Origin of the sequence: Catenuloplanes atrovinosus (assembly GCF_031458235.1) — a bacterium.
Classification (GTDB): Bacteria; Actinomycetota; Actinomycetes; order Mycobacteriales; family Micromonosporaceae; genus Catenuloplanes; species Catenuloplanes atrovinosus.
Window position 1 is genome coordinate 8014365 of sequence record NZ_JAVDYB010000001.1, and the last position, 22119, is coordinate 8036483.

Annotated in this window: 20 protein-coding genes and 1 riboswitch; of the genes, 15 read left to right on the forward strand and 5 right to left on the reverse strand. The window is 73.1% G+C overall.

The window, feature by feature from the left end:
• Nucleotides 1-151 precede the first annotated feature (151 nt).
• Complete coding sequence (locus J2S41_RS35720) at nucleotides 152-1591, forward strand: trypsin-like serine peptidase (protein WP_310374698.1); 1440 nt, start codon at nucleotides 152-154, stop codon at nucleotides 1589-1591.
• A 21-nt stretch (nucleotides 1592-1612) separates the two neighbouring features.
• Nucleotides 1613-2344: a phosphatase PAP2 family protein gene (locus tag J2S41_RS35725; protein ID WP_310374700.1), complete on the forward strand. Its 732-nt coding sequence runs from the start codon at nucleotides 1613-1615 to the stop codon at nucleotides 2342-2344.
• Here J2S41_RS35725 and J2S41_RS35730 read toward each other — a convergent pair.
• Nucleotides 2282-2575, reverse strand: a complete 294-nt coding sequence (locus J2S41_RS35730; protein ID WP_310374702.1) for a DUF3263 domain-containing protein — start codon at nucleotides 2573-2575, stop codon at nucleotides 2282-2284. The genes J2S41_RS35725 and J2S41_RS35730 overlap by 63 nt on opposite strands.
• A 40-nt stretch (nucleotides 2576-2615) precedes the next feature.
• Entirely contained in the window at nucleotides 2616-3401 is a 786-nt protein-coding gene (locus J2S41_RS35735) for a DeoR/GlpR family DNA-binding transcription regulator (RefSeq protein WP_310374704.1), read from the reverse strand.
• Nucleotides 3402-3616: 215 nt separating this feature from the next.
• On the opposite strand from J2S41_RS35735, the gene J2S41_RS35740 reads away from it, so the two are divergent.
• The 4 genes from J2S41_RS35740 (at nucleotide 3617) to J2S41_RS35755 (ending at nucleotide 7423) form a co-directional block, all read left to right on the forward strand.
• Nucleotides 3617-4543 (forward strand): SIS domain-containing protein, encoded by a 927-nt coding sequence (locus tag J2S41_RS35740; RefSeq protein ID WP_310374706.1) that lies wholly within the window; start codon nucleotides 3617-3619, stop codon nucleotides 4541-4543.
• Nucleotides 4544-4578: 35 nt separating this feature from the next.
• A complete protein-coding gene (locus J2S41_RS35745; protein WP_310376779.1) occupies nucleotides 4579-5475 on the forward strand; it encodes an ROK family protein in 897 nt (298 codons plus the stop codon).
• Nucleotides 5476-5484: 9 nt separating this feature from the next.
• Nucleotides 5485-6597 carry an N-acetylglucosamine-6-phosphate deacetylase gene (gene nagA, locus J2S41_RS35750; protein ID WP_310376781.1) on the forward strand — a complete coding sequence of 371 codons (1113 nt, stop codon included), beginning with the start codon at nucleotides 5485-5487 and terminating at the stop codon, nucleotides 6595-6597.
• 118 nt (nucleotides 6598-6715) lie between these two features.
• A complete protein-coding gene (locus J2S41_RS35755) occupies nucleotides 6716-7423 on the forward strand; it encodes a LysE family translocator (RefSeq protein WP_310374708.1) in 708 nt (235 codons plus the stop codon).
• Nucleotides 7424-7531: 108 nt separating this feature from the next.
• Here J2S41_RS35755 and J2S41_RS35760 read toward each other — a convergent pair whose 3' ends face one another.
• Complete coding sequence (locus J2S41_RS35760; protein ID WP_374728302.1) at nucleotides 7532-9808, reverse strand: AAA family ATPase; 2277 nt, start codon at nucleotides 9806-9808, stop codon at nucleotides 7532-7534.
• A gap of 96 nt (nucleotides 9809-9904) precedes the next feature.
• Here J2S41_RS35760 and J2S41_RS35765 point away from each other — a divergent pair, with 96 nt between their 5' ends.
• The 8 genes from J2S41_RS35765 to J2S41_RS35800 all read left to right on the forward strand — a co-directional run bounded on the left by J2S41_RS35765 (nucleotide 9905) and on the right by J2S41_RS35800 (nucleotide 20284).
• Nucleotides 9905-12640: an alpha/beta fold hydrolase gene (locus J2S41_RS35765; RefSeq protein ID WP_310374711.1), complete on the forward strand. Its 2736-nt coding sequence runs from the start codon at nucleotides 9905-9907 to the stop codon at nucleotides 12638-12640.
• A gap of 70 nt (nucleotides 12641-12710) precedes the next feature.
• Nucleotides 12711-13565 carry an ABC transporter permease gene (locus J2S41_RS35770; protein WP_310374713.1) on the forward strand — a complete coding sequence of 285 codons (855 nt, stop codon included), beginning with the start codon at nucleotides 12711-12713 and terminating at the stop codon, nucleotides 13563-13565.
• A gap of 198 nt (nucleotides 13566-13763) precedes the next feature.
• Nucleotides 13764-16061, forward strand: coding sequence for a sensor histidine kinase (locus J2S41_RS35775; RefSeq protein ID WP_310374715.1), 2298 nt, complete (start codon nucleotides 13764-13766; stop codon nucleotides 16059-16061).
• On the forward strand, nucleotides 16058-16489 hold the full coding sequence (locus tag J2S41_RS35780) for a roadblock/LC7 domain-containing protein (protein ID WP_310374718.1): 432 nt from the start codon (nucleotides 16058-16060) through the stop codon (nucleotides 16487-16489). Before J2S41_RS35775 ends, J2S41_RS35780 begins: the two co-directional genes overlap by 4 nt.
• A complete protein-coding gene (locus tag J2S41_RS35785; RefSeq protein WP_310374720.1) occupies nucleotides 16486-16953 on the forward strand; it encodes a DUF742 domain-containing protein in 468 nt (155 codons plus the stop codon). The genes J2S41_RS35780 and J2S41_RS35785 overlap by 4 nt, the downstream gene beginning before the upstream one ends.
• On the forward strand, nucleotides 16937-17536 hold the full coding sequence (locus J2S41_RS35790; protein WP_374728215.1) for a GTP-binding protein: 600 nt from the start codon (nucleotides 16937-16939) through the stop codon (nucleotides 17534-17536). Before J2S41_RS35785 ends, J2S41_RS35790 begins: the two co-directional genes overlap by 17 nt.
• 83 nt (nucleotides 17537-17619) lie before the next feature.
• Nucleotides 17620-17754: riboswitch (SAM riboswitch) on the forward strand.
• A gap of 11 nt (nucleotides 17755-17765) precedes the next feature.
• Nucleotides 17766-19025, forward strand: a complete 1260-nt coding sequence (gene thrC, locus J2S41_RS35795; RefSeq protein ID WP_310374724.1) for a threonine synthase — start codon at nucleotides 17766-17768, stop codon at nucleotides 19023-19025.
• Nucleotides 19026-19273: 248 nt separating this feature from the next.
• Nucleotides 19274-20284, forward strand: coding sequence for a GNAT family N-acetyltransferase (locus J2S41_RS35800; protein WP_310374726.1), 1011 nt, complete (start codon nucleotides 19274-19276; stop codon nucleotides 20282-20284).
• Between the two features lie 162 nt (nucleotides 20285-20446).
• On the opposite strand, the gene J2S41_RS35805 is transcribed toward J2S41_RS35800, so the two are convergent.
• Nucleotides 20447-20905, reverse strand: a complete 459-nt coding sequence (locus tag J2S41_RS35805) for a hypothetical protein (protein ID WP_310374728.1) — start codon at nucleotides 20903-20905, stop codon at nucleotides 20447-20449.
• 63 nt (nucleotides 20906-20968) lie between these two features.
• Nucleotides 20969-21502: a GNAT family N-acetyltransferase gene (locus J2S41_RS35810; RefSeq protein WP_310374730.1), complete on the reverse strand. Its 534-nt coding sequence runs from the start codon at nucleotides 21500-21502 to the stop codon at nucleotides 20969-20971.
• Between the two features lie 296 nt (nucleotides 21503-21798).
• Between J2S41_RS35810 and J2S41_RS35815 the strand changes: the two genes are divergently transcribed.
• The gene (locus J2S41_RS35815; protein WP_033342363.1) at nucleotides 21799-22002 is read left to right on the forward strand and encodes a cold-shock protein; all 204 of its coding nucleotides are present in this window, start codon (nucleotides 21799-21801) and stop codon (nucleotides 22000-22002) included.
• Nucleotides 22003-22119 lie beyond the last annotated feature (117 nt).

The window sequence follows — 22119 nt, forward strand, 5'->3', positions numbered from 1 at the left end:
AAGCATGCCGTTTTCCGCGGCGCGTCGCGGCTCATCGTGGCTCGTTACACAGTGACGAGATCTGCTCAAATGTCCGATGTTTCCGATCGGATGTCGGGCATGAGACAGGTGCGAATCGGATGGACAACGACATACCGGAAGCGGGAGTGGAATGCGGCGAAGGCTGGGCCTGGTCGTCGGGGCGTGCACTGCGGTCACGCTCGCCGGTGTCGCAGCGATCGGCTACCTCGGTGGCGACGATCGCGCGACGCCGGGCGTGGCGGTGTGGAACGAGGCGGGTGCGACCTCATCGCGTACCCCCGATGCCCCGGTCGGCTCGAGCACGCCGGAGGCCACGACCGCGCCGCGGGCCGTGACCACGACGGAGGCCGCGCCGACCGCGCCGTCCCGCGCGCCCGCGCCGGCGCCGACCGGCCCGGCACCCGGCGGCGAGACCGCGGACGCGGGGCAGCCGATCGGGACGGTCGAGCGGGTGAGCCGCACGCTCGGCTACGCCGGTGCGGACCGGCGCACCACGCTGCGGTTCCCCGGTGCCGAGTACGTGAAGGTCCACTTCAGCCGCATCGCGCTGCTGCCCGGCGACTACCTCACGGTGTCCGACCCGCGGGGCCGGGAGTCGCACCGGTACGAGGGCGTCACCCGCGACGCCGTCACCGGACTGACCCGCGCGGTGCTCGACCCCGGCACGCCGGACGACGCGGGCGAGCGCTGGGCGATGTCCGTCTCCGGCGACACGGCCGTGGTGGAGCTGCACACCGGCGGCGGTGATCCGCTCGGTGTGCGCAGCACGCTGGCCGGTCTCGGCGTCGGCATCGACCGGGTCGCCCGCGGCTACACCCGCCCGGAGCGGGTCGAGGCCGCGCACCAGTTGGAGAGCGCGCGCGAGCAGGCGATCGGCCCCGCCGGCCCGGGCCGCGAGGAGAGCGTCTGCGGCGGTGACGAGAAGTCGGACGCGGTCTGCTACCGCTCCACCGACCCGATGATCTACACGCGGTCGAAGGCGGTGGCCCGGCTGCTGATCAACGGCACCGAACTGTGCACCGCGTGGCGGGTCGGCGCGCAGAACCGGCTGGTGACCAACAACCACTGCTTCTCCACCTCGCAGGACGCGTACAACACCGAGGTGTGGTTCAACTACCAGTGCGCGCGGTGCGGCGGGTACGACGTCTACCAGTCGACCAAGGTCTGGGGTGACAAGGTGCTGGCCACGGACCGGACGCTGGACTTCACGCTGTTCACGGTGGAGAGCTTCGCGTCCGTGCAGAAGTTCGGCTTCCTGACGCTGGACACCGCGCGCCCGGCCGCCGGCACGCAGCTCTACATCCCGCAGCACCCGGCGGGCGACCCGACCGCGATCGCGATGAGCTCCGGCGCGCGCGGCAGCAACTGCGCGGTCGACAACCCCGCCTACACCGGGTACGCGTCCGCGAGCGACGTCTCGTACTTCTGCGACACCGAGGGCGGCTCGTCCGGCTCGCCGGTGCTGTCCCGGACCACGAACAAGGTGGTGGCGCTGCACCACTTCGGCGGCTGCCCGAACTCGGGCGTGCGCGCGGACCTGCTGTACGAGCGGATCAAGTCGCTGGTCTAGGGCCCGGGTACCGTGTCCGGGATGCGACGACTCGCCTGGTGGTTCGACGGTCTGCTGGTGGCGGCGTTCGCGGGGCTGACCGCCCTGCTCGCCGCCGGCCACCTGCTGGACGTGGACCTGGCGGTGTCGGACTGGGCGTTCGCGCATCAGCCGGCGGTCGCGCACTACCCGGCACTGGCGCTCAACTACCTGGGTCAGGGCGGCCCGTTCGTGGTGCTCTGCACGCTGCTGGCGCTGTGGCTCGGCCACCGGTGGCGGGACGTCCGCCCGATCATCCTGGTGGCCGCCACGTACCTGCTGGCCGGCGTGGTGGTCGCGCCGCTCAAGGAGTTCAGCGGCCGGGACGCGCCCCGCTCCGCGCTGCCGAACCGGGCGGAGCTGTTCAACGACCTGGCCCGCGCCGGGTACGACTGGTCCTACCCGTCCGGGCACATGGTCAACGCGTTCGTCTGGTTCTTCACCCTGCTCACGCTGCTGACCTGGATCTTCGGCGAGCGGGTCCGGCGGTTCGGGACCGCGCTGCGGGTCGCGCCGCCGATCATCGTGTTCGGCACGACGGTCTACCTGAACTACCACTGGCTGACCGACTCGATCGCCGGCCTGCTGATCGGGCTGGTGCTGGTCCGCCTGCTGGAGCGCGTCCGGTGGAGGACGCTGCCGCTGCCCGCGTGGGTGCAGTGGCGCGGCCGGTCAGCGGGCGCGGGAGGCGCGGAGCCGGCGGAGGCGGCCGATCAGCATCGGGTCGTGGGCTAGCGCCAGCGGGTTGTCCAGCAGCCCGTTGAGCAGTTGGTAGTAGCGCGTCGAGGAGATGCCGAACTCGTCCCGGATCGCCTGCTCCTTGGCGCCGGCGTGCCGCCACCACTTCTTCTCGAACTCGAGGATGCGCACCTCGCGCTCGGCGAGCGCCGGCTCCTCCGGCGCGGCCCGCGGTGCCGGGACCTCGGCCGGATCGGAGTCGTCGTCCTCGATGCCCTCCGTGCTCATGGTGCTCACCATAACCACCATTCACACTGCTCGCACCGGATCAGGCGGTGATCACTCGCACCCCGGCGGCCTCGAACTCGGCGATCACGGAGGAGGGCGCGCCGGAGTCGGTGACCAGCGTCTCGACGCGGTCGATGGCGCAGATCCGGGCGAACGCGTGGCCGCCCAGCTTGGACGAGTCCGCGATGATCACGACGCGCTTGGCCCGGCCGACCATCAGCGAGTTCATCGCGGCCTCGCCCTCGTGGTGCGCGGCCGCGCCGAGGTGCACGTCGATCGCGTTCACGCCGAGCAGCACCAGGTCCAGCGTGACCTCGCGCAGCAGCGCGCCGCCGAGCGGGCCGACCAGCTCGAAGGACTGCGGCCGGACCACGCCACCGGCCACCACGATCTTCATCTGGGAGCGGACCAGCAACTCGTTCGCGATGTTCAGCGCGTTGGTGACCACGGTGAGCTGGGTGCCCTCGGCGTTGGTGTTCAGGTCCGGGCGGACCGCGAGCGCGCGGGCCACCTCGGTCGTGGTGGTGCCGCCGTTGAGGCCGACCACCTGCCCGGGAGCGACCAGCGCGGCGGCCGCGGCGCCGATTCGCTGCTTCTCCGCCGAGTGCTTCGCGGTCTTGTAGCGCAGCGGCAGGTCGTAGGAGACGCCGTTCGCCACCGCGCCACCCCGGGTGCGGATGATCATCTGCTGCTGGGCGAGCTGGTCGAAGTCGCGCCGGATCGTCGCCTGGGACACGTTGAGCTGGGCCGCCGCGTCCTCCACGCTCACCCGGCCGCTGTCGGTGAGGAGTTCCAGCAGCGCGTTCCAGCGTACGTACCGATCCACCGCCGGCCTCCTTCCGCGCATCCGTGCACACGCTGAGTGATTTGGTGCACAGTAATGCGCGAAAGGACCGGTAAGCAAACCGCTGGGCTGCGCGAAGTTGTTCATGCTTGCCGCCGCCCGCCGAATCTGAGCACAATGACGCGCGAAACAGCATTGAAACGAGCCGTTCTGCGCAGCACGGCCCGTGCCCGTCCCGGTCTTGGAGGGGTGTTCACATGGCCTACGTCGACGAAGAACTCGCCAGCCAGCCCGACTGCTGGCGTACCGCCGCCGCCCTCGCCCCGGAGCACGCCGCCGTGCTCGGCCGGCCCGGCGAGCGCGTGGCCGTGACCGGCTGCGGCACCTCCTGGTTCATGGCCATGGCCTATGCCACGCTGCGGGAGCGGGCCGGCCTGGGCGAGACCGACGCGTTCCAGTCCTCCGAGTTCCCGATCAACCGGCGGTACGACCGGGTCGTGGCGATCACCCGCTCCGGCACCACCACCGAGGTCACCGACCTGCTCGCCGCGCTGCCGGGCACGCCGTCCACGGTGATCGTCGGCGACGGCGCCACCCCGGCCGCGCGGCTCGCCACCGACGTGGTCGCGATGCCGTTCGCGGACGAGCGCTCGGTCGTGCAGACCCGATTCGCCACCAGCGCGCTCGCGCTGCTCCGCGCGCACCTCGGCGAGGACCTGAGCGACGCGGTCACCGACGCGGAGGTCGCGGTGCGCACGCCGCTGCCGGTCGACCCCGCGCTGGTCGAGCAGATCACCTTCCTCGGCCGCGGCTGGACCGTCGGGCTGGCCCAGGAGGCCGCGCTCAAGTGTCGCGAGGCCGCGAACTTCTGGTCCGAGGCGTACCCGGCGATGGACTACCGGCACGGCCCGATCGCGATCGCCGCGCCGCACCGCGTGGTGTGGGCGTTCGGCGAGGTCCCGGCCGGGCTGGACGAGACCGTCGCGGCGACCGGCGCCACGTTCGTGCACAGCAGCGGCCACTGCGGGCACACCGCGCTCGGCAGCTGGAACGGCGGCCGGGTGCCGCTCGACCCGATGGCCGATCTGATCCTGGCCCAGCGCTTCGCGGTCGCGCTCGCCGCCGGCCGGCACCTGGACCCGGACGCGCCACGCAACCTGACCCGCTCGGTCGTCCTCACGTGACCGGTTCCGTCACCGCACAGCCCGTCGTCATCGCCATGGACATCGGCGGTACGGGAATGAAGTGCGGGGTCGTCGCGGTCGACGGCCCCGTGCTGCACACCGAACGGCACGACACGCTCGCCTCCCGCGGGCCGGCCGCGGTCGCGGCCGCCATCTGCGACATCGCGGAGCAACTGGCCGGCAAGGCGCGCGTGCTCGGGCAGGCGCCGGTCGCGGCCGGCGTGGCGATCCCGGGCGTGGTGGACGAGGTGCGCGGCATCGCGGTCTTCGCGGCCAATCTGGGCTTCCGGGACGTACCGCTGCGTGATCTCGTCTCGGCCCGGCTGGGAGTGCCGGCCGCGCTCGGCCACGACATGCGCGCGGCCGGGCTGGCGGAGGCGCGGCTCGGCGCCGGCCACGGCGCCGACGACGTGATCTTCGTGGGCATCGGCACCGGAATCGCGGCCGCGCACGTGCGCGGCGGCCACACGAACAGCGGCGCGCACGGCGCGGCCGGCGAACTCGGCCACATCGTGGTCCGGCCCGGCGGCCTCGCCTGCCCGTGCGGTCAGCGCGGCTGCCTGGAGACCATCGCCAGCGCCGCGTCCGTGGCCCGGCGGTACGCGGAGGCGACCGGCCGCGCGGAGAGCGCCGCGGAGGTGGTCGCCCGCGCGGTCGCCGGCGAGGACGCGGCCGGCGAGATCTGGCGGGAGACCGTGGACGCGCTCGCGGACGGGCTGCTCACCGCGCAGGCACTGCTCGACACGGAGGTCTTCGTGATCGGCGGTGGGCTCGGCGAGGCAGGCGAGGCGCTGCTCGGCCCGCTCCGCGAGGCGCTGGCCGCGCGCGTCACGTTTCACCGCATGCCCCGGCTGGTGAAGGCCAGCCTCGGCGACACCGCCGGACTGCGCGGCGCGGCCCTGCTCGGCCTCGACGCGCTCTCCACCCAGTAGAAAGCACGGATCACCATGCAGATCGCCGGCCGGATCGTCACGCCCGACGGGATCGTCGACGACGGGCACGTCACGGTGGACGGCCCGCTGATCGCGTCGGTCGGCTCCGGCCCGGTCATCGGCCGGCCGGAGCGGGCCGCGTGGGTGCTGCCCGGATTCGTGGACATCCACAACCACGGCGGCGGCGGGCACACGTTCACCACCGGCGACCCGGACTCCGCGCGCGCCGCGGCCGCGTTCCACCGGCGGCACGGCACCACGACGGTGATCGCGAGCCTGGTCAGCTCGCCGCCCGCGCTGATGCGGGACGCGACCGCCGCGTTCCTGCCGCTGGTCCGCGAGGGCGTGCTCGGCGGCGTGCACTACGAGGGGCCGTATCTGTCCGGCGCGCGGTGCGGCGCCCAGAACCCGGACTTCCTGCGCGACCCGGACCTCGACGAACTGGCCGCGCTGATCGACCTCGGCGACGGCGCGGTCCGGATGATGACGATCGCACCCGAACTGCCCGGCGCGCTCGACGCGATCAAGCTGCTGGCCTCGCACGGCGTCGCCGCGGCGGTCGGCCACACGGACGCGTCGCACGGCGCCACCCGGGCCGCGGTCGAGGCCGGCGCCACCGTGGCCACGCACCTGTTCAACGGCATGCGGCCGGTGCACCACCGGGAGCCGGGCCCGGTGCTGGCGCTGCTCGACTCGCCGGGCGTGGTCTGCGAGGTGGTCGCGGACGGTGTACACCTGCACGACGGCACGCTGGCCTTCGTCGCCGGCGCCGCGCGCGGCGGGTACGCGCTGGTCACCGACGCGATGGCCGCGGCCGGGATGCCGGACGGCGCCTACGAGCTGGGTGGTCTCTCCGTGGTGGTGGCGGACCGGGTGGCGCGGCTGGCGTCGAACGGGTCGATCGCCGGCAGCACGCTCACCATGGACGCCGCGGTGCGACAGGCGGTCGGCGCCGGTGTCTCCATCGTGGACGCCTCCCGCGCCGCGTCCGGCACCCCCGCCCGCGCGGTCGGCCTCTCCGGTACGGTCGGCGCGATCGTTCCCGGCCTGCGTGCGGACCTGGTGCTCCTCGACGAGCAGCTGCAGGTCACCGGCGTTGTTCACGCCGGAGTCTTCCAGTAATCCATTTCTCTTCGGTACGGTGCGGCCGTGTGAGCGTGCACATGGCCGTTCCCGCATAGTGGAATTCTCGGACATTTTTCGGAATAAATCCGGCTATGGGGCACTAACCTCTCGGGTCATGCATCTGACCGTTACGCACCTTGCCGCCTTCGCGGGAGTGATGGCGCTCGGCACGATGTCCCCCGGCCCGGACTTCGCGATCGTGCTGCGCCACGCCGTCGCCTCCGGCCGCCGGGCCGGCTTCGCCACCGCGGTCGGCATCGCCACCGGCATCCTCGGCTGGGTGCTCCTCGCCGCCGTCGGCGTCGCCGCGCTGGTCGCCACGTCCCCCGTCGCGTACCTGTCGATGAAGCTGATCGGCGCCGCCTACCTCGTCTTCGTCGGCCTGCGCACGCTCTGGACCGCCATCACCGCCCGCCGCGACCTGGCCCCGGCCGCCCACGCCGACCTGGCCGCGCTCGCCGCCGCGTTCGACGTACCCCGACACCGCCGCATCCGGTTCCGCTGGCTGTCGCTGCTGCTCTGGGACCGCCGCCACTGGGCCGCGTTCCGCGCCGGCCTGTTCACCAACGTCTTCAACCCCAAGGTCGCGGTCTTCTTCCTCGCGCTGCTCCCACAGTTCCTGCCCGAGCACCCCACGCCGGGCGACACACTGGTCCTCGGCGCCGTCTCGTTCGCGGTCACCGCCGGCTGGTTCACCACGGTCACCCTGGTCGTCGGCGCCATGAAACGCCTCCTCGACCGCCGCGCCGTCCGCCGCGGCCTCGACACCCTGACCGGCTCCGCCCTCCTCGCCCTCGGCCTCCGCCTCGCCATCTCCCAGTAACCCCCCACCCGCCCCACCCCCCACTCGCGTCGATCGAGGGCGGATTCCTGCGGTTCGATCTCCACCGACGTGCATATGGCCTAGATCGACGGCGTATCGGGTGGGGGGTCAGCGGGAGCGGGATTCGGCGTAGGCGGCCAGGTGGGCGACCTGGGCGGGGTCCAGGGAGGGGCGGACGCGGGAGCGAGCCGTGGTGACGTGGGCGGCGGTGACGGAGGTGGCGTCCAGGGATTCGCGCATGGCGGCGAGGGCGGCCTCGCGGATCAGGGCGGCGCAGTCCGCGGCGGAGAAATTGTCCAGGTCGGCGCCGAGGGCGGCCAGGTCCACGTCGTCGGCGAGGGGGACCGGCTTGGCGGCGGCGCGGAGGATGGCGGTGCGGGCGTCGCCGTCCGGTGGTGGGACGTAGACCAGGCGCTCCAGGCGACCGGGGCGCAGCAGTGCCGGGTCGATCAGGTCGGGGCGGTTGGTGGCGCCGATGACGACCACGTTGCGCAGGGACTCGACGCCGTCCAGCTCGGTGAGGAGCGCGGCGACCACGCGGTCGGTGGTGCCGCCGTCGCTGGACTGACCGCGGACCGGCGCGAGCGCGTCCACCTCGTCCAGGAAGACCAGCGTGGGCGCGGCCTCGCGGGCGCGGCGGAACAGCTCGCGCACCGCGCGCTCGCTCTCACCGACCCACTTGCTGAGCAACTCCGCGCCCTTGACCGAGAGCACGTTCGCCTTGCCGGAGCCGGCGACGGCCTTGACCAGGTACGTCTTCCCGCAGCCGGGCGGGCCGTAGAGCAGCACGCCGCGCGGCGCCTGCACGCCGAGCCGGGCGAACGTGTCCGGGTACGTCAGCGGCCACAGCACCGACTCGGTGAGCAGTTCCTTCACCTCGGCCATGTCGCCGACGTCGTCCAGCGTGACCCGGGCCAGCTCCAGCGTGGACTCGGCCATCGAGGTGGGCCGCACCACCTCCAGCGCGGCGGCGAAGTCGGCCATCGCGATGGTCGGCGTCTCGGGGGCGTCCGCCTTCTGCCGCAGCGCGGCGCGGACCGCGGCCTCCCGGGTCAGCGCGGCCAGGTCGGCGGCGACGAATCCGGGGGTACGGCCGGCGACGTCGTCCAGCCGCACGTCCTCGGCCAGCGGCATGCCCCGGGTCAGCACGTCAAGCTGCTCGCGTCGCATCGCGGCGTCCGGCAGCGACACGCTGATCTGCACGGACAGCAGGTCGGGCGCGCGCAGCCCGGGATCCAGTTCCTCGGGCCGGCTGCTGGTGCACACCACGGCCGCGCCTGCCTTGATCAGACCCGCGACGACCTGCCGGAACACGGTGGCGACCGGGCCGGCGTCGGCACGCGGGACCAGCGCGTCCACGTCCGCGACCAGCAGCACGCCGGGCGTGCCGGCGCCGGTGAGCGAGTCCGCGGCGGTACGCAGCCGGCGCGCCGCGGCGTCGTTGGCGAGCGCGGCCAGCTCCGGTGCCCAGAGCGAGACCACCCGGGCGCCGACCGACGCCGCCACGGACCTGACCAGCACGCCCTTGCCGGACCCGGCCGGGCCGGTGATCAGCACGCCGAGCGAGACGGTGGCGCCGAGCCGGCCCAGCACCTCGTGGTGGTGGAAGCCCAGGTCGAGCAGTTCGCGCAGTTCGTGGGCCTGCGCGCGCAGGCCGGGCAGATCCTCGACCGGCGGCACCGCCTCCACGTCCTCGACGATCTCCCCCTCGATCGGGTCGGCCGAGGCGGGAACGGACGTGGCGGTGACGGACGTGGCGGAGGACGAGACCGGGGGGACGGGCGTGCGGCGTACCGCCGATGGGGGTGCGGGTTCGGCGTGGAAGGTCTGCCCGTGCGTGGTGTGGCCGGCCGCCCACGTCACCACCGTGTCCATCGTGACCAGCGCGCCGTCCGCGTCCTCGACCGCGTCCACCCGCAGCAGCGTGGTCGTCCAGCCGAAGCCGACCGTGTTCGCCAGGCTGCGCCGCGCGGTCTGCACCAGGCTGTGCGTGGTGGCGTCCGGCAGCACGTCCTGCGGCAGCAGCGACACGTCGTCGCCGGCCGTGACCACCTTGCCGAGCAGCGCGAGCCGCAGCATGTCCGCCGAGACCGCGACCACGATCTCCGGCGGCCCGGAGAGCACCACGCGGCGCGCCCCCCGCGTCGGGATCGGCGCGATCGTGATCTGCCCGCCCTCGCGCAGCCCGAGGTTGCCGAGGATCAGGTCGTCCGCGTAGAGGATCGCGCGGCTGGACGTCGGCTCCGCGAGCGCGACGATGCCCGCGGTGGTGCGCCGCCCGGACAGCCGGACCGGATCGCCCGGGTGCAGACCGAGCGCGGCCAGCACCTCAGGGTGCAGCCGGACGATCCCCCGGCGTGCGTCCAGCGCGGCGGGTCGCAGCATCGCGGTCAGCGTCAGCTCAGCATCGCTCACCTCAGCGAGACTAGCGTGATCACGCTTCGCCGCGTCGGCACCGCCGCCGCGCCGTAGGCTCGCGCCATGCCCCGTGTGCTGTCGCGAATGACCCCCCGCCGCTGGATCGCCGGTACGGCGGCGCTGGCGGTGCTGGCCGGGCTGACCGGGTGGGCGGTGTGGCCGGAGGATCCCGGCTTCACGTTCCACGACGAGGTGATCACCGTGGCGTCCGGCCCGTCCGGGACCGAGCCGGTCGCGCTGGACACCCGCTACTTCGTGCCGGACGGCGCGTCGGAGTCCGCGCCGGTGCCGGCGCTGCTGCTGGCGCACGGGTTCGGCGGCGACATGCACAGCGTGCACGCGCAGGCGGAGGACCTGGCCCGGGCCGGGTACGCGGTGATGACCTGGACCGCGCGCGGCTTCGGCAAAAGCGGCGGGCAGATCCACCTGAACAGCCAGGACCACGAGGTACGGGACGCGCAGCGGCTGCTGGACCGGCTGGCCGCCCGGCCGGAGGTGCGCCGGGACGCGCCGGGCGATCCGCGGGTCGGCGCGGTGGGCGGCTCCTACGGCGGCGCGCTCGCGCTGCTGCTGGCCGCGCGCGACTCCCGGGTGGACGCGATCGTTCCGATGATCACGTGGAACGACCTGGGCCGCGCGTTCCTGCCGGACGCGGCCGGCGGCCCGGTGGTGGACGGCGTGTTCAAGAAGGCCTGGGCCGGAACGTTCTTCTCCAGCGGGGCCGGGCCACCGGGGCCGGACACCGATCCCGCCTGCGGGCGCTTCGCCGCGGACGTCTGCGCCGCGTTCCTGGCGATCGCGACCACCGGCCGGGCCACGCCGGAGACGGTCGCGGTGCTGGACCGGTCCAGCCCGGCCCGCGTGCTCGACCGGATCAAGGCGCCCACGCTGCTGATCCAGGGCCTGGCGGACACGCTGTTCCCGCTCTCCGAGGCGGACGCGAACGCGCGCGGCATCGCGGCGAACGGCCACGGCACGCCGGTCCGGGTCGCCTGGTACGCGGGCGGGCACGACGGCGGCCCCGGCCCGCGCACCGACCAGGACCGGGTCGAGGAGCTGACCGATGAGTGGCTGGACCACTACGTGGCCGGTGAGGGCGGCGCGCCGCCGGACTCGTTCACCTACTCGCGGGTGGCCGGCTTCGACGCGCTGGATCGCGGACTGGTCACGAACGCGTACTCGATCGCGGACTATCCGGGTCTGACCGCGGAGCCGGCCGTGTCGGTGGGCGTGACCGGCCCGCCGCAGCGGATCGCGAACCCGCCGGGCGGCAACCCGGCCGCGCTCTCCTCGCTGCCCGGCGCCGGGTCCGCGCTGTCGTCCGTGCTCGGCACCGCGCTCTCCGACCTGCCGGGCCAGCACGCGTCCTATGTGTCCGACCCGTTGACGGCCGCGCTGGACGTGGGCGGCTCACCGCGGGTCCGGCTGCGCGCCGCGTCGCCGACCGGCGAGGCCGTGCTGTTCGTCAAGCTCTACGACGTCGACCCGGACGGTGGTGCCACGCTCTCCGAGGGTCTGATCGCGCCGGTACGGCTGACCGGCCTGCCCGCCACGATCGACGCCGCGCGCCCGGTCACCGTGACGTTGCCGGCCGTCGTGCGCCGCGTCGACGAGGGGCACCGGCTGCGGGTCGTGGTCGCCACCTCGGACCAGGCGTTCGCCGGCCCGGACACGCCCGCGGTCTACACCGTCGCGGTCGAGCCGCAGGTCAGCCTGCCGATCCTGACCGGTACGCCGATGGCCGGCCCGGGTGCGATCTGGCGCTGGGTGCTGGCCGGGCTGCTGGCCGCGATCGCGCTCGGCCTGGCCGCGGTGCTGCTGGTGGCGCGCGCCCGGCACCGCCGCATCGACCGCTCGGTCGCGGCCGAGCACGCGGACACGCCGCTGGTGGTGTCCGGGCTGCGCAAGGAGTACGCGGACGGCTTCGTCGCGGTGTCCACCGTGGACTTCACGGTCCGGCGCGGCCAGGTGGTCGGGCTGCTCGGCCCGAACGGCGCCGGGAAGACCACCACCCTCCGGGTGCTGATGGGCCTGACCCAGCCGACCCGGGGCGAGATCCGGATCTTCGGGCACCGGCTGACGCCCGGCTCACCGGTGCTCTCCCGGGTCGGGGCGCTGGTCGAGGGCCCGGGCTTCCTGCCACACCTGACCGGCGAGGAGAACTTGCGGGCGTACTGGCGCGCGACCGGCCGGCCGTGGGAGGACGCCCGGTTCGAGGAGGCGCTGGAGATCGCCGGCCTCGGCGACTCGGTGCACCGGCGGACGCGCAAGTACAGCCACGGCATGCGGCAGCGGCTGGCGATCGCGCAGGCCATGCTGGGCCTGCCCGAGTTGCTGGTGCTGGACGAGCCGACGGACGGCCTGGATCCGCCGCAGATCGCGGAGATGCGCCGGGTGCTGCGGCGGTACGCCACGGACGGCCGGGCCGTGCTCGTCTCCAGCCACCTGCTGGCCGAGGTGGAGCAGACCTGCACGCACGCGGTGGTGGTGAACAAGGGCACGATCGTGGCGTCCGGCCCGGTCGAGGAGATCGTCGGTGACTCGCCCACCGTGCACCTGGACGTGGACGATCCGGTCGCGGCGCGCGCCGCGCTGGACGGGCTCGGCGGCGTGCGGTTCCTGCAGGAGGCGGAGAACGGCGGCCTGATCGTGGACCTGAACGGCACGCCCCGCCGCGAGGTGGTGGCGTCGCTGGTCCGGGCCGGCGTGGGCGTGGACCGGGTGGCGCCGCGCCGCCGCCTGGAGGACGCCTTCCTGGCGCTGGTCGGGGAGAACTCGCGGGGGAGTGGGGACCGATGAGCGAGCTTGCGAGCGAATCATGGGCTCAGCGCCTCACCCGGCGCGACCGCGGCGAAGCAGGGGAGTCGGCATGAGCGGTGGCGCGGTGGGTTACCGGCCGGGGCGGACGCTGTCGTTCGGGGCGGAGTTCCGGCGGCAGGCGACGCGGATGCGTACCCGGCTGGCATTGGGTTTCATGGTCCTGCTGCCTTTGATCATTCTGATCGCGTTCCAGTTCGAGGCCGATGGCGACGATGACGACGGCAACGGCGAGTTCGGCAGCCTGATCGATCTGGCCACGTCCGGCGGGCTCAACTTCACGCTGTTCACGCTGCTGGTTTCCGCGGGTTTCATGCTCGGCGTGGTGGTGGCGCTGTTCCACGGCGACACCGTCGCCAGCGAGGCGAGCTGGGGCAGCCTGCGCTACCTGCTGGCGGTGCCGGTGCCGAGGGCGCGGCTGCTGGCCGTGAAGCTGGCGGTGGCGCTCACCTACTCCGGGCTGGCGCTGCTGACCCTGGCCGCGACGGCGCTGCTGCTGGGCACGGCCCGGTACGGCTGGTCGCCGCTGCGCAGCACGGTCGCGGCGCAGATCCCGCCCGGTGCCGGCCTGCTCCGGCTGTGCGGCGTGGTGGGCTATCTCGCGGTCAGCCTGCTGGTCGTGGCGGGCCTCGCGTTCCTGCTGTCGGTGCTGACCGACGCGCCGCTCGGCGCGGTCGGCGGCGCGGTGCTGCTGGTGATCCTCTCCAACATCCTGGACCAGATCACCGCGCTCGGCGGCCTGCGGAACCTGCTGCCCACCCACTTCTCCGACGCCTGGCTGGGCCTGCTCTCCACGCCCATCCAGGCGGACGACATGGTCAAGGGCACCATCTCCGCGGTCTGTTACGCGACGTTGTTCTGGTCGGCCGCGTTCTGGCGATTCACCCGCAAGGATGTGACGTCGTAACCGCTCACCCGTTCGTGGCACCTTCGCACACGCCGTGCGACGGAGGCCGGACCCGGTGCCTCACCGTCTGCTGCCAGACGGTCACCGGTTCGGTTTTCGAGAAGAGGCCACATGCGGAACTCCCTCCGTTCCATATCGGAGCGTCGCCACGGGCCCATCGTTCCTGAGTGGACGCAGGCGCCGATCGAGCCACCGGGGGTGGACGCCGCCGAGCGCGACCGGCGCGGCCGGTCGGCCACCATCCACGGCCGCGTCGCACGCCTGCTGGCCGTGCCGCTGGTGGCGGTGCTGCTGCTGCTCGGCGACCTGGTGCTCAAGGAGATCGACGAGTACCACGCCGCGGACGGCGCCACCGCCACGGTGGAGCTGGGCATGTCGGCGCAGGATCTGGTGCACGAGCTGCAGTACGAGCGCGACCTGACCGGCGTGGTGCTGGCCGGCGACGCCCGGTGGCGCGCGGACCTGGTCGCCCAGCGGGTGAAGGTGGACGCCGCCCGCAGCGCGCTCGAGGGCGTCCGCGACGCGGAGGGGCCCGGTCCCGAGGCGGTCTACGCGGTCGTGCGGCAGCTCGACGACCTCGGCCGGGTACGCGTGGAGGCGGACACCGGCCGGACCGCGCGGCAGCCCGCCGCGCAGTGGTACACCGATCGGATCGCCGCGTTGAACCGGCTGGACACCGGGCTGGACGCGCCGTTCCCGGACCCGGACCCGGAGCTGCGCCGCGGGCTCGCCGCGCTCCAGGCGCTCTCCGGCGCGAAGGAGTCCGGCTCCGCGGCGCGCGGGCTGATCGGCGCGGCGTACGTGCGCGGCCGGCTGGAGGACGGCGAGCGCGCCGACCTCTCCACGCTGATCGCGGCGAAGCGGGTCGCGCTGGCCGAGGTCTCCCGCTACGCCTCGCCGCGCGCGCTGGATCGGCTCAAGGCCGCCACCACCGGACCGGACGGCACCGAGGTCACCGCCGCCGAGCAGGCCGCGCTGGACGCGGCGCCGGAGGGCGACCCGGCGGACTGGCTGCGCGCCAGCACGGTGCTGACCGACGAACTCGGCGCGGTGCAGGGCATCGTCGCCGACGACGTCCGGGCCCGTACCGACGACCTGCGCGGCGAGGCGATCTTCGACCTGAGCGGGCTCGGCGTCGGCATCCTGTTCGCGCTCATCGCCGGCCTGCTGCTCGGCCGGTCCGCCTCGACCGGCATCACCCGGCCGCTGGCCCGGCTGGCGAGCGAGGCGGACGCCGCCGCGTCGCAGCGACTCCCGGCCGCGGTCGCGCGGCTGCACGAGGGCGAGACGACCGGCCCGCCGCCGCCGGTGGCGGTGCCGGCCCGGGCCACCGCGGAGATCCGCTCGGTGACGGAGGCGCTGAACCGCCTGCAGTCCTCCGCGTACGGGCTCGCCGCCGAGCAGGCCGTGCTGCGCCGGAACACCGCGGACTCGATGGCGAACCTGGGCCGCCGCAACCAGAACCTGCTCCGCCGCCAGCTCAGCTTCATCACCCAGCTGGAGCGCGAGGAGACCGATCCGGCCGGTCTGGCGAACCTGTTCGAGCTGGACCACCTGGCGACCCGCATGCGGCGCAACGCGGAGAGCCTGCTGGTGCTGGTCGGGGAGGCGACGCCGCGGAGCTGGTCGCGCCCGTTGCCGATGGCCGACGTGCTGCGCTCCGCGCTCGCCGAGGTGGAGGACTACCGCCGGGTGTCGCTGCGCCGGATCGATGACGCGTTCGTGCCCGGCGCGTACGTGGCCGACCTGGCCCACATGGTCGCCGAGCTGGTCGAGAACGGGCTCACCTTCTCCCCGCCGGACTTCGACGTGGAGGTGCACGGGCGGTGGGTGGACCGGGAGGCGTACCTGATCGCGATCGTGGACCAGGGCGTCGGCATGAGCCCGGAGGAACTGGCCCGGGCCAACGCGCGGCTGGCCGGCGCGGAGCCGTTCTCGGTGGCGCCCACGAAGTACCTGGGGCACTACGTGGTCGGCCACCTCGCCGGGAAGCTCGGCATGACCGTGGAGATTTGCCAGTCGCCGGTGACCGGCACGACCGCCCGGGTGAAGGTGCCGGCCTCGCTGCTGGTCGCGCCGCCGGCGGAGAACGTGCCGGCGTCGACGCCCACCACCACGTTCCACATCGACGCGGTGCCGGTGCCGGCGCCCGCCTCCGCACCGCCCGCCCCGGCGCCGCGCACTCCCGCCCCGGTGCCGCGCACTCCCGTCCCGGCGCCGGTCGCGCCGGCCGCACCGGAGGCCGAGGTGACGCCGAACGGGCTGGTCAAGCGCGTACCGAGGCATCGTCGCGGCCCGGCCGGAGGCGCCGTCCCCCGGCAGGGCCCGCGCGGCGCCGGGAACGGCACGGCCGCGCGCCTCGCCGCGGAGCGGCCGGTGCCGGCCGACATCGGCGCCACCATGACGGCGCTCCGCCGCGGCCTGCACCTGGGCCGCGCGGCGAGCGAGGGCACCACCCACGACGGCTTCGACGACGAGAACGGGAAGGCGCGATGAGCATCGACGCAGGGCCGGACACCACGGCTCACCGCTTCAACTGGCTGATCACCAACTTCGTCCGGGGTACGGCCGGCGTGCGCGAGGCCGTAGCCGTCTCCTCGGACGGCATGCTGATCGCCACGTCCGCCGGTCTGTCCCGCGCCGACGCCGACCACCTCGCGGCGATCGTCTCCGGACTGAGCAGCCTGGCCCGCAGCGCGGCCCGCCGCTACGAGTTCACCGGCCTCAAACTGATCATGATCGAGATGACCTCCGGCTTCCTGATCGTCTCCGCGCTCGGCGGCGGCACCTGCCTCGGCGTGCTCGCGGTCGGCGACTGCGACGTGGCGCTGATCGGGTACGAGATCGCGCTGCTCGGCGAGCGGGTCGGCGACCTGCTCACGCCGGCGCTGATCGCCGAGTCCCGCCGGACGCTCCCGCGGTGAGCGCCGGGGACCTCGGCCCGCGGGTGCCGGACCCGCGGATGGTGCCGCCCTGGCACCGCACGGCGGACGAGTTGCCCCGCCGCCGCGGTCAGGCCGCCGGTGCGCCGGAGGAGCCGGTCCGCGGCGGTGAGGACGAGGGCGTTATCCGGCCGTTCCTGCTGACCGGCGGCCGGACCCGGCCGCTGCGGGACGGGCTGCGGCTGGAGACGCTGATCCGCGCCGCGCCCGCCGCGCTGTCCGCGCCGCTGCGCTTCGAGCTGCTGCGCATCGTCCGGTTCTGTCAGGAGCCGCGCGCGCTCGCGGACGTCGCGACCTGCCTGGGTGTGCCGGTCGGGGTGGCCCGGGTGCTGGTCGCGGACCTCGCCGCGGACGGCTACGTGACCGTGGACGAGCCGATGCCGGACTCCTCCGCCCTGCCCATCGAGCTGATCGAGAGGATCGTCGACCGTGTCCGGGCCCTCTAGTGCGACGACCACCCCGGTGGTCGTGAAGATCGTGATCAGCGGCGGCTTCGGAGTGGGCAAGACCACCTTCGTGAGCGCCATATCCGAGATCGAGCCGCTGCTCACCGAGGCGGACATGACCGAGGTGTCGATCGGCGTGGACGACACGCGTGCGGTCGCCGGCAAGACCACCACCACGGTCGCGCTCGACTTCGGCCGCATCCACCTCGACGCGTCGCTGATGCTCTACCTGTTCGGCACGCCGGGCCAGGACCGCTTCTCGTTCCTCTGGGACGACCTGGTGGACGGTGCGCTGGGCGCGGTGGTGCTGGTCGATACGCGCCGGATCGAGGACAGCTATCCCGCGGTCGACTACTTCGAGGAGATGGGCCTGCCGTTCCTGCTGGCGGTGAACCCGTTCGACGGCGCGCCACGGTTCGCGCTGGAGGAGGTGCGGGACGCGCTCGGCGTGGGACCGGAGGTGCCGATCGCGGAGTGTGACGCCCGCGCGCGGTCCTCGGTGAAGGACGCGCTGGTGCAGCTGATGGAGCAGGTGCTGCGCCGGCGGATGCGAGGGCTGGCCACCGCCTCGGTACGTGAGTGAACGGCGACGATTCGCTCACACCTCGGGATCGCCTGGTGGAGATCCGGAAACCTGCCCGTAAACTCGAACCCGCACAACTGAATACCTCATCCAGAGGGGCTGAGGGATACGGCCCGATGACGCCCCGGCAACCACCCCGCGCGCTCGACGACGAGCGCGGCGGCGGCAGGTGCCAATTCCGTCCCCGTCACACGGTGTGGCGATGGGAAAGATGAGAGGACACCTCCTCATGACGTCTGCCGTCAGCCCCGCTCGCGCCCTCGTCTGTCGCGGTTGCGGCGCCGAATACCCGCTCGCCGCGCAGCACGCCTGTTACGAGTGTTTCGGCCCGCTCGAGGTCGCCTACGACCAGGACCTGCTGAAGCGGGTCACCCGTGAGCAGATCGAGGCCGGTCCGAACAACATCTGGCGGTACGCGGGGCTGCTCCCGTCCGGCCAGGACCCGGCCGACCGGATCACGCTGAACCCGGGCATGACGCCGCTGGTCTCCGCGCCCGCGCTCGCCGCGGAGCTGGGCATGACCGGCGCGCTGTGGGTGAAGGACGACTCCGCGAACCCGACGCACTCGTTCAAGGACCGGGTGGTGTCGGTGGCGCTGTCCGCCGCCCGCGGCCTGGGCTTCACGCGGTTCGCCTGCGCCTCCACCGGCAACCTGGCCAACTCGGTCGCCGCGCACGCGGCCCGGGCGGGCGTGCCGTCGATCGTTTTCATCCCGGCCGACCTGGAGCAGGGCAAAATCATCACCACCGCGGTGTACGGCGGCGACCTGGTGGCGATCGAGGGGTCGTACGACGACGTCAACCGCCTGTGCAGCGAACTGGTCGAGACGGACGAGTTCGAGGACACCGCGTTCGTCAACGTCAACGTCCGGCCGTACTACGCGGAGGGCTCCAAGACGCTCGGCTACGAGGTCGCGGAGCAGCTCGGCTGGCGGATTCCGGAGCAGGTCGTGATCCCGATGGCCAGCGGCGAGCTGCTGACCAAGGTCGACAAGGCGTTCTCCGAGCTGGTCGAGATCGGACTGGTCGAGGCGCCGGCGAACGGCTGGACCGTGTTCGGCGCGCAGTCCGCCGGCTGCAACCCGATCGCGGTGGCGCTGCACGAGGAGACCGACGAGATCCGCCCGGTGCGCCCGACCGGCATCGCGAAGTCGCTGAACATCGGCGACCCGGCGGCCGGCCTCTATGCGCTGGAGGCGGTGCGGCGGACCGGCGGCTGGATGGACTACGCGGACGACGACGAGATCCGCGACGCGATCCGGCTGCTGGCGCGCACCACCGGCGTCTTCGCGGAGACCGCGGGCGGCGTCACCACCGCGGTGCTGGCCAAGCTGATCAAGTCTGGCCGGCTCGACCCGGCGAAGGAGACGGTCGTCTACAACACCGGCGAGGGATTGAAGACGCTGGACGCGGTGGCTAGCCTCGTGGGGCCGACGCACACGGTGAAGCCGTCGCTGCGTTCCGCGCGGGAGGCGGGCCTGCTCGGCTGACTGATCACCCTCCGGGGTGGCCTGTTGATCGACGCGTAGCGGAAAGCCTTGACGTGATTCTCGCTACACCGCAAAATGCTCCGTGCGGGGAGACGCGACGCCGTAAGAGTTGCGGATCCTGAGCTTGGCGACAATCTCTTCCGCCGACTCGACGACCCAGTGCTGATCGTTCATCGAGGTGCTGTGCGAGCGTCTCCCCGACCAAATTCATTCGCCAGATCGCGGGCTTCCCGGGCAGGGTGCACGGCATGAGCCTGCGCGTCACCGCCGTCGACCTCGCCGACGACCCCGAGTGCGGGGAGGCGACGGCGATCATGCGCCTCGCCGGCCGCACCGACACCCCGGACCTGCCCGTTCTCAGCCAGCGCCGATACCTGTCCCGGTTACGGAATCCGCAGGTCGGCGAGCGTCGGCTCGGCTTCCTGGCCCGGGCGGACGGCGTCGCGGTCGGCACCGGCCTGCTGGTCCTGCCGGACGAGCGGAACCGGGACACCGCGATGATCGAGGTGCACGTGCTGCCGGAGCACCGCCGCCGGGGCGCGGGCCGCGCGCTGCACGAGCACCTCACCGGGATCGTCCGCGGCGAGGGCCGCACGACCGTGCTGGCGACCACGTCGGAGTCGCTGCCCGGTGGCCCGGCGCGCCCCGGTCACGGCTCCGCGTTCGCGGAGGCGCTCGGCTACCGGCGCGCCTCGACCGCGCACGGGCAGGCACTGGACCTCGACGACGTACCGGTCGAGCGACTCCTGTCGCAGGCCACGCCGCACACGGCGGGATACTCGCCGGTGCTCTGGACCGGCGAGGTGCCGGAGGCCGACGTCGAGGACATCGCCTATCTGAACGGGCGGCTGCTGCTCGACGCGCCGACCGGCGAGCTGGAGCTGGAGGCGGAGAAGCCGGACCCGTCCGTGATCCGCGCCTACGAGCGGGGCTACCGCGACAAGGGCGGCACGCTGTTCCACGCGGCCATGCGGGACGACGCCACCGGCCGGCTCGTCGCCTGGACGATGATCGAGCAGCTGGACGAGCCGGTCTCGTGGGGCTGGCAGCAGATCACGCTGGTCGACCCGGCGCACCGCGGTCACCGCCTCGGGATGGCCGTCAAAATCCACAACCATCTGCAGGTACGGGCGAAAGCGCCCGAACTTCGCCACCTGCACACCTGGAACTCGGCCGCGAACACGCACATGATGGCGATCAACGCGGCGCTCGGCTTCCGTCCCGCCGGAGCGACGATCGACTGGCAGCGGCGCTTCTAGGGCCTGTCTGGCGGATCGTCGCCGGCCTGCGGCGTGGCCCAGCCGCCGCCTGACCGCACGTCGCGGAAGCCCACATGCAGCACCGGTATCCGGACTTCCGCGCCGCACACCCGGACGACAGCTGGACCTCGCCTCGGCTCGGCGAGATCCGCCGAACCCGCCCTAGGGTGCGCCCTGGTCGGCGCGTGTCCGGCGCAGCCGCGTGGCCCACGGGCGCAGCGGGTTCTCCCGGTACCGGCCGGCGGCCAGGCCGGCGCGCCGCTCGAACCAGTTCCGCGAGCCGTACGACTTGGTCAGCAGGTACGACCAGCCGCAGGCCAGCCAGTAGGCGGGGAAGAACAGCGGGCCCAGCCCGGCGTACTGGGCGACGTGCCGCGTCTCGTGCGCGAGCAGCTCGGCCTGGTCCGGGTGCAGCATCCACTCGGCCGGCCGCCGGGTGAGGATCACGGAGCCGACCGTGAACGTGCGGCGCAGCGCCGGGCGGCGGCACTCGCCCGCGATCAGCACGCCGCCCGGCCCGCGACGGAGCCGGGCGCGGGCGGCCGTGGCGATCAGCAGCCCGATCGGCGTCGTGCCGTTTATGGCGGTCAGTGCCGTCCGACCCACGTGCCGCGCCCGCATGTCCTCACTCTCCGTAATTGATACGTATCTGTGTGGAGTTTTGTGTCCGCCGTGCCATTCCGCTCAGGCCCGCCGTCGCATTTGGAGTTCGGTCAGACCGGGCAGCGTCGGATGTGGTACCCGGATGCCGGTGTCGCGGAAACCGAGTCGTTCGTACGCCCGGACCGCGCGGTCGTTGCCGGTCACCACCTCCAGCATCAGCTCCGGCCGCCGCTCGTCCCGCGACCATCGCGCCACCGCCTCGATCAGCTCTCCGACCAGCCCCGTTCCGCGCAGCCGCGGCGTCACGTAGACCGCGAATATCACGGTCACCCGGCGGTCCGAGGCCAGCACGATCCCGCCCGCATGCCCCACGAACCGTCCATCCTCGACGGCCACGAACTGGACGGCCAGACCCGATCGGATGTTGTGCGCGATCTGTGCGCGGAAATCCTCGTGCGGCCGTGCCGCGGCATCCGCCACCGTTTCCAGAAATGCGAGCGGAGAATCGGCGAGCATTTCCAGTCGCAGCGCCCGCATTCGCGCGGCGTCGGGGACCCGAACGCGCGCGATCGTGACGGGGGCGGGGTGGCGTACCGGGGCAATGGTGCTGGTCATGTTGCTCTGCCTACCCGGAAGCGGGGGATCGGGCAACCGGTATCGACGAGAAGGAACCGTCCGGGATCGTTCCTTGGCGGGCCGGGCAACGATCACCATCAGTAGCCGCGGGCGGAAGCGCTGCGTCCACGGTGTCCGTTTTAGGGTAGTGCACGGTTGGTGTTGCTCGTGTAGCGTGCGGTTCGGCCGCAGTGTTTCGAGGACCCAGACGGACCCGGATCAGGCGGCCCCGGATGAGCAGTTGCTTAAGCCGGGGGGTTGGCGCAACCAGCACCATTGAAGTGAGGAAGTGCACCGTGGCACAGGGCACCGTCAAGTGGTTCAACAGCGAAAAGGGCTACGGTTTCATCGCGGTTGACGGGGGGCAGGACGTCTTCGTCCACTTCTCCGCGATCGAGATGGACGGCTACAAGGCGTTGGACGACGGGCAGCGCGTGGAGTTCGAGATCGCGCAGGGTCAGAAGGGACCGCAGGCGGAGAAGGTGCGGGTCATCGCCTGATTCGCCGGTGGCGGCCCGGACCGGGCCGACCTCTCCATCTCCCATTCGGGGCGTCGCTCCTCACTCGTTGAGGCGGCGCCCTGCTCACGTGTGGGCACGGTTGCACCCCACCCCGGC

What these genes read in the sequence shown, in the direction of transcription:
- J2S41_RS35720 (WP_310374698.1), top strand. Translation starts at nt 152, where the DNA reads ATGCGGCGAAGGCTGGGCCTGGTCGTCGGGGCGTGCACTGCGGTCACG.
- J2S41_RS35725 (WP_310374700.1), top strand. Translation starts at nt 1,613, where the DNA reads ATGCGACGACTCGCCTGGTGGTTCGACGGTCTGCTGGTGGCGGCGTTC.
- J2S41_RS35730 (WP_310374702.1), bottom strand. Translation starts at nt 2,575, where the DNA reads ATGAGCACGGAGGGCATCGAGGACGACGACTCCGATCCGGCCGAGGTC.
- J2S41_RS35740 (WP_310374706.1), top strand. Translation starts at nt 3,617, where the DNA reads ATGGCCTACGTCGACGAAGAACTCGCCAGCCAGCCCGACTGCTGGCGT.
- J2S41_RS35745 (WP_310376779.1), top strand. Translation starts at nt 4,579, where the DNA reads ATGGACATCGGCGGTACGGGAATGAAGTGCGGGGTCGTCGCGGTCGAC.
- J2S41_RS35755 (WP_310374708.1), top strand. Translation starts at nt 6,716, where the DNA reads ATGCATCTGACCGTTACGCACCTTGCCGCCTTCGCGGGAGTGATGGCG.
- J2S41_RS35760 (WP_374728302.1), bottom strand. Translation starts at nt 9,808, where the DNA reads ATGCTGCGACCCGCCGCGCTGGACGCACGCCGGGGGATCGTCCGGCTG.
- J2S41_RS35765 (WP_310374711.1), top strand. Translation starts at nt 9,905, where the DNA reads ATGCCCCGTGTGCTGTCGCGAATGACCCCCCGCCGCTGGATCGCCGGT.
- J2S41_RS35770 (WP_310374713.1), top strand. Translation starts at nt 12,711, where the DNA reads ATGAGCGGTGGCGCGGTGGGTTACCGGCCGGGGCGGACGCTGTCGTTC.
- J2S41_RS35780 (WP_310374718.1), top strand. Translation starts at nt 16,058, where the DNA reads ATGAGCATCGACGCAGGGCCGGACACCACGGCTCACCGCTTCAACTGG.
- thrC (WP_310374724.1), top strand. Translation starts at nt 17,766, where the DNA reads ATGACGTCTGCCGTCAGCCCCGCTCGCGCCCTCGTCTGTCGCGGTTGC.
- J2S41_RS35800 (WP_310374726.1), top strand. Translation starts at nt 19,274, where the DNA reads ATGAGCCTGCGCGTCACCGCCGTCGACCTCGCCGACGACCCCGAGTGC.
- J2S41_RS35805 (WP_310374728.1), bottom strand. Translation starts at nt 20,905, where the DNA reads ATGCGGGCGCGGCACGTGGGTCGGACGGCACTGACCGCCATAAACGGC.
- J2S41_RS35810 (WP_310374730.1), bottom strand. Translation starts at nt 21,502, where the DNA reads ATGACCAGCACCATTGCCCCGGTACGCCACCCCGCCCCCGTCACGATC.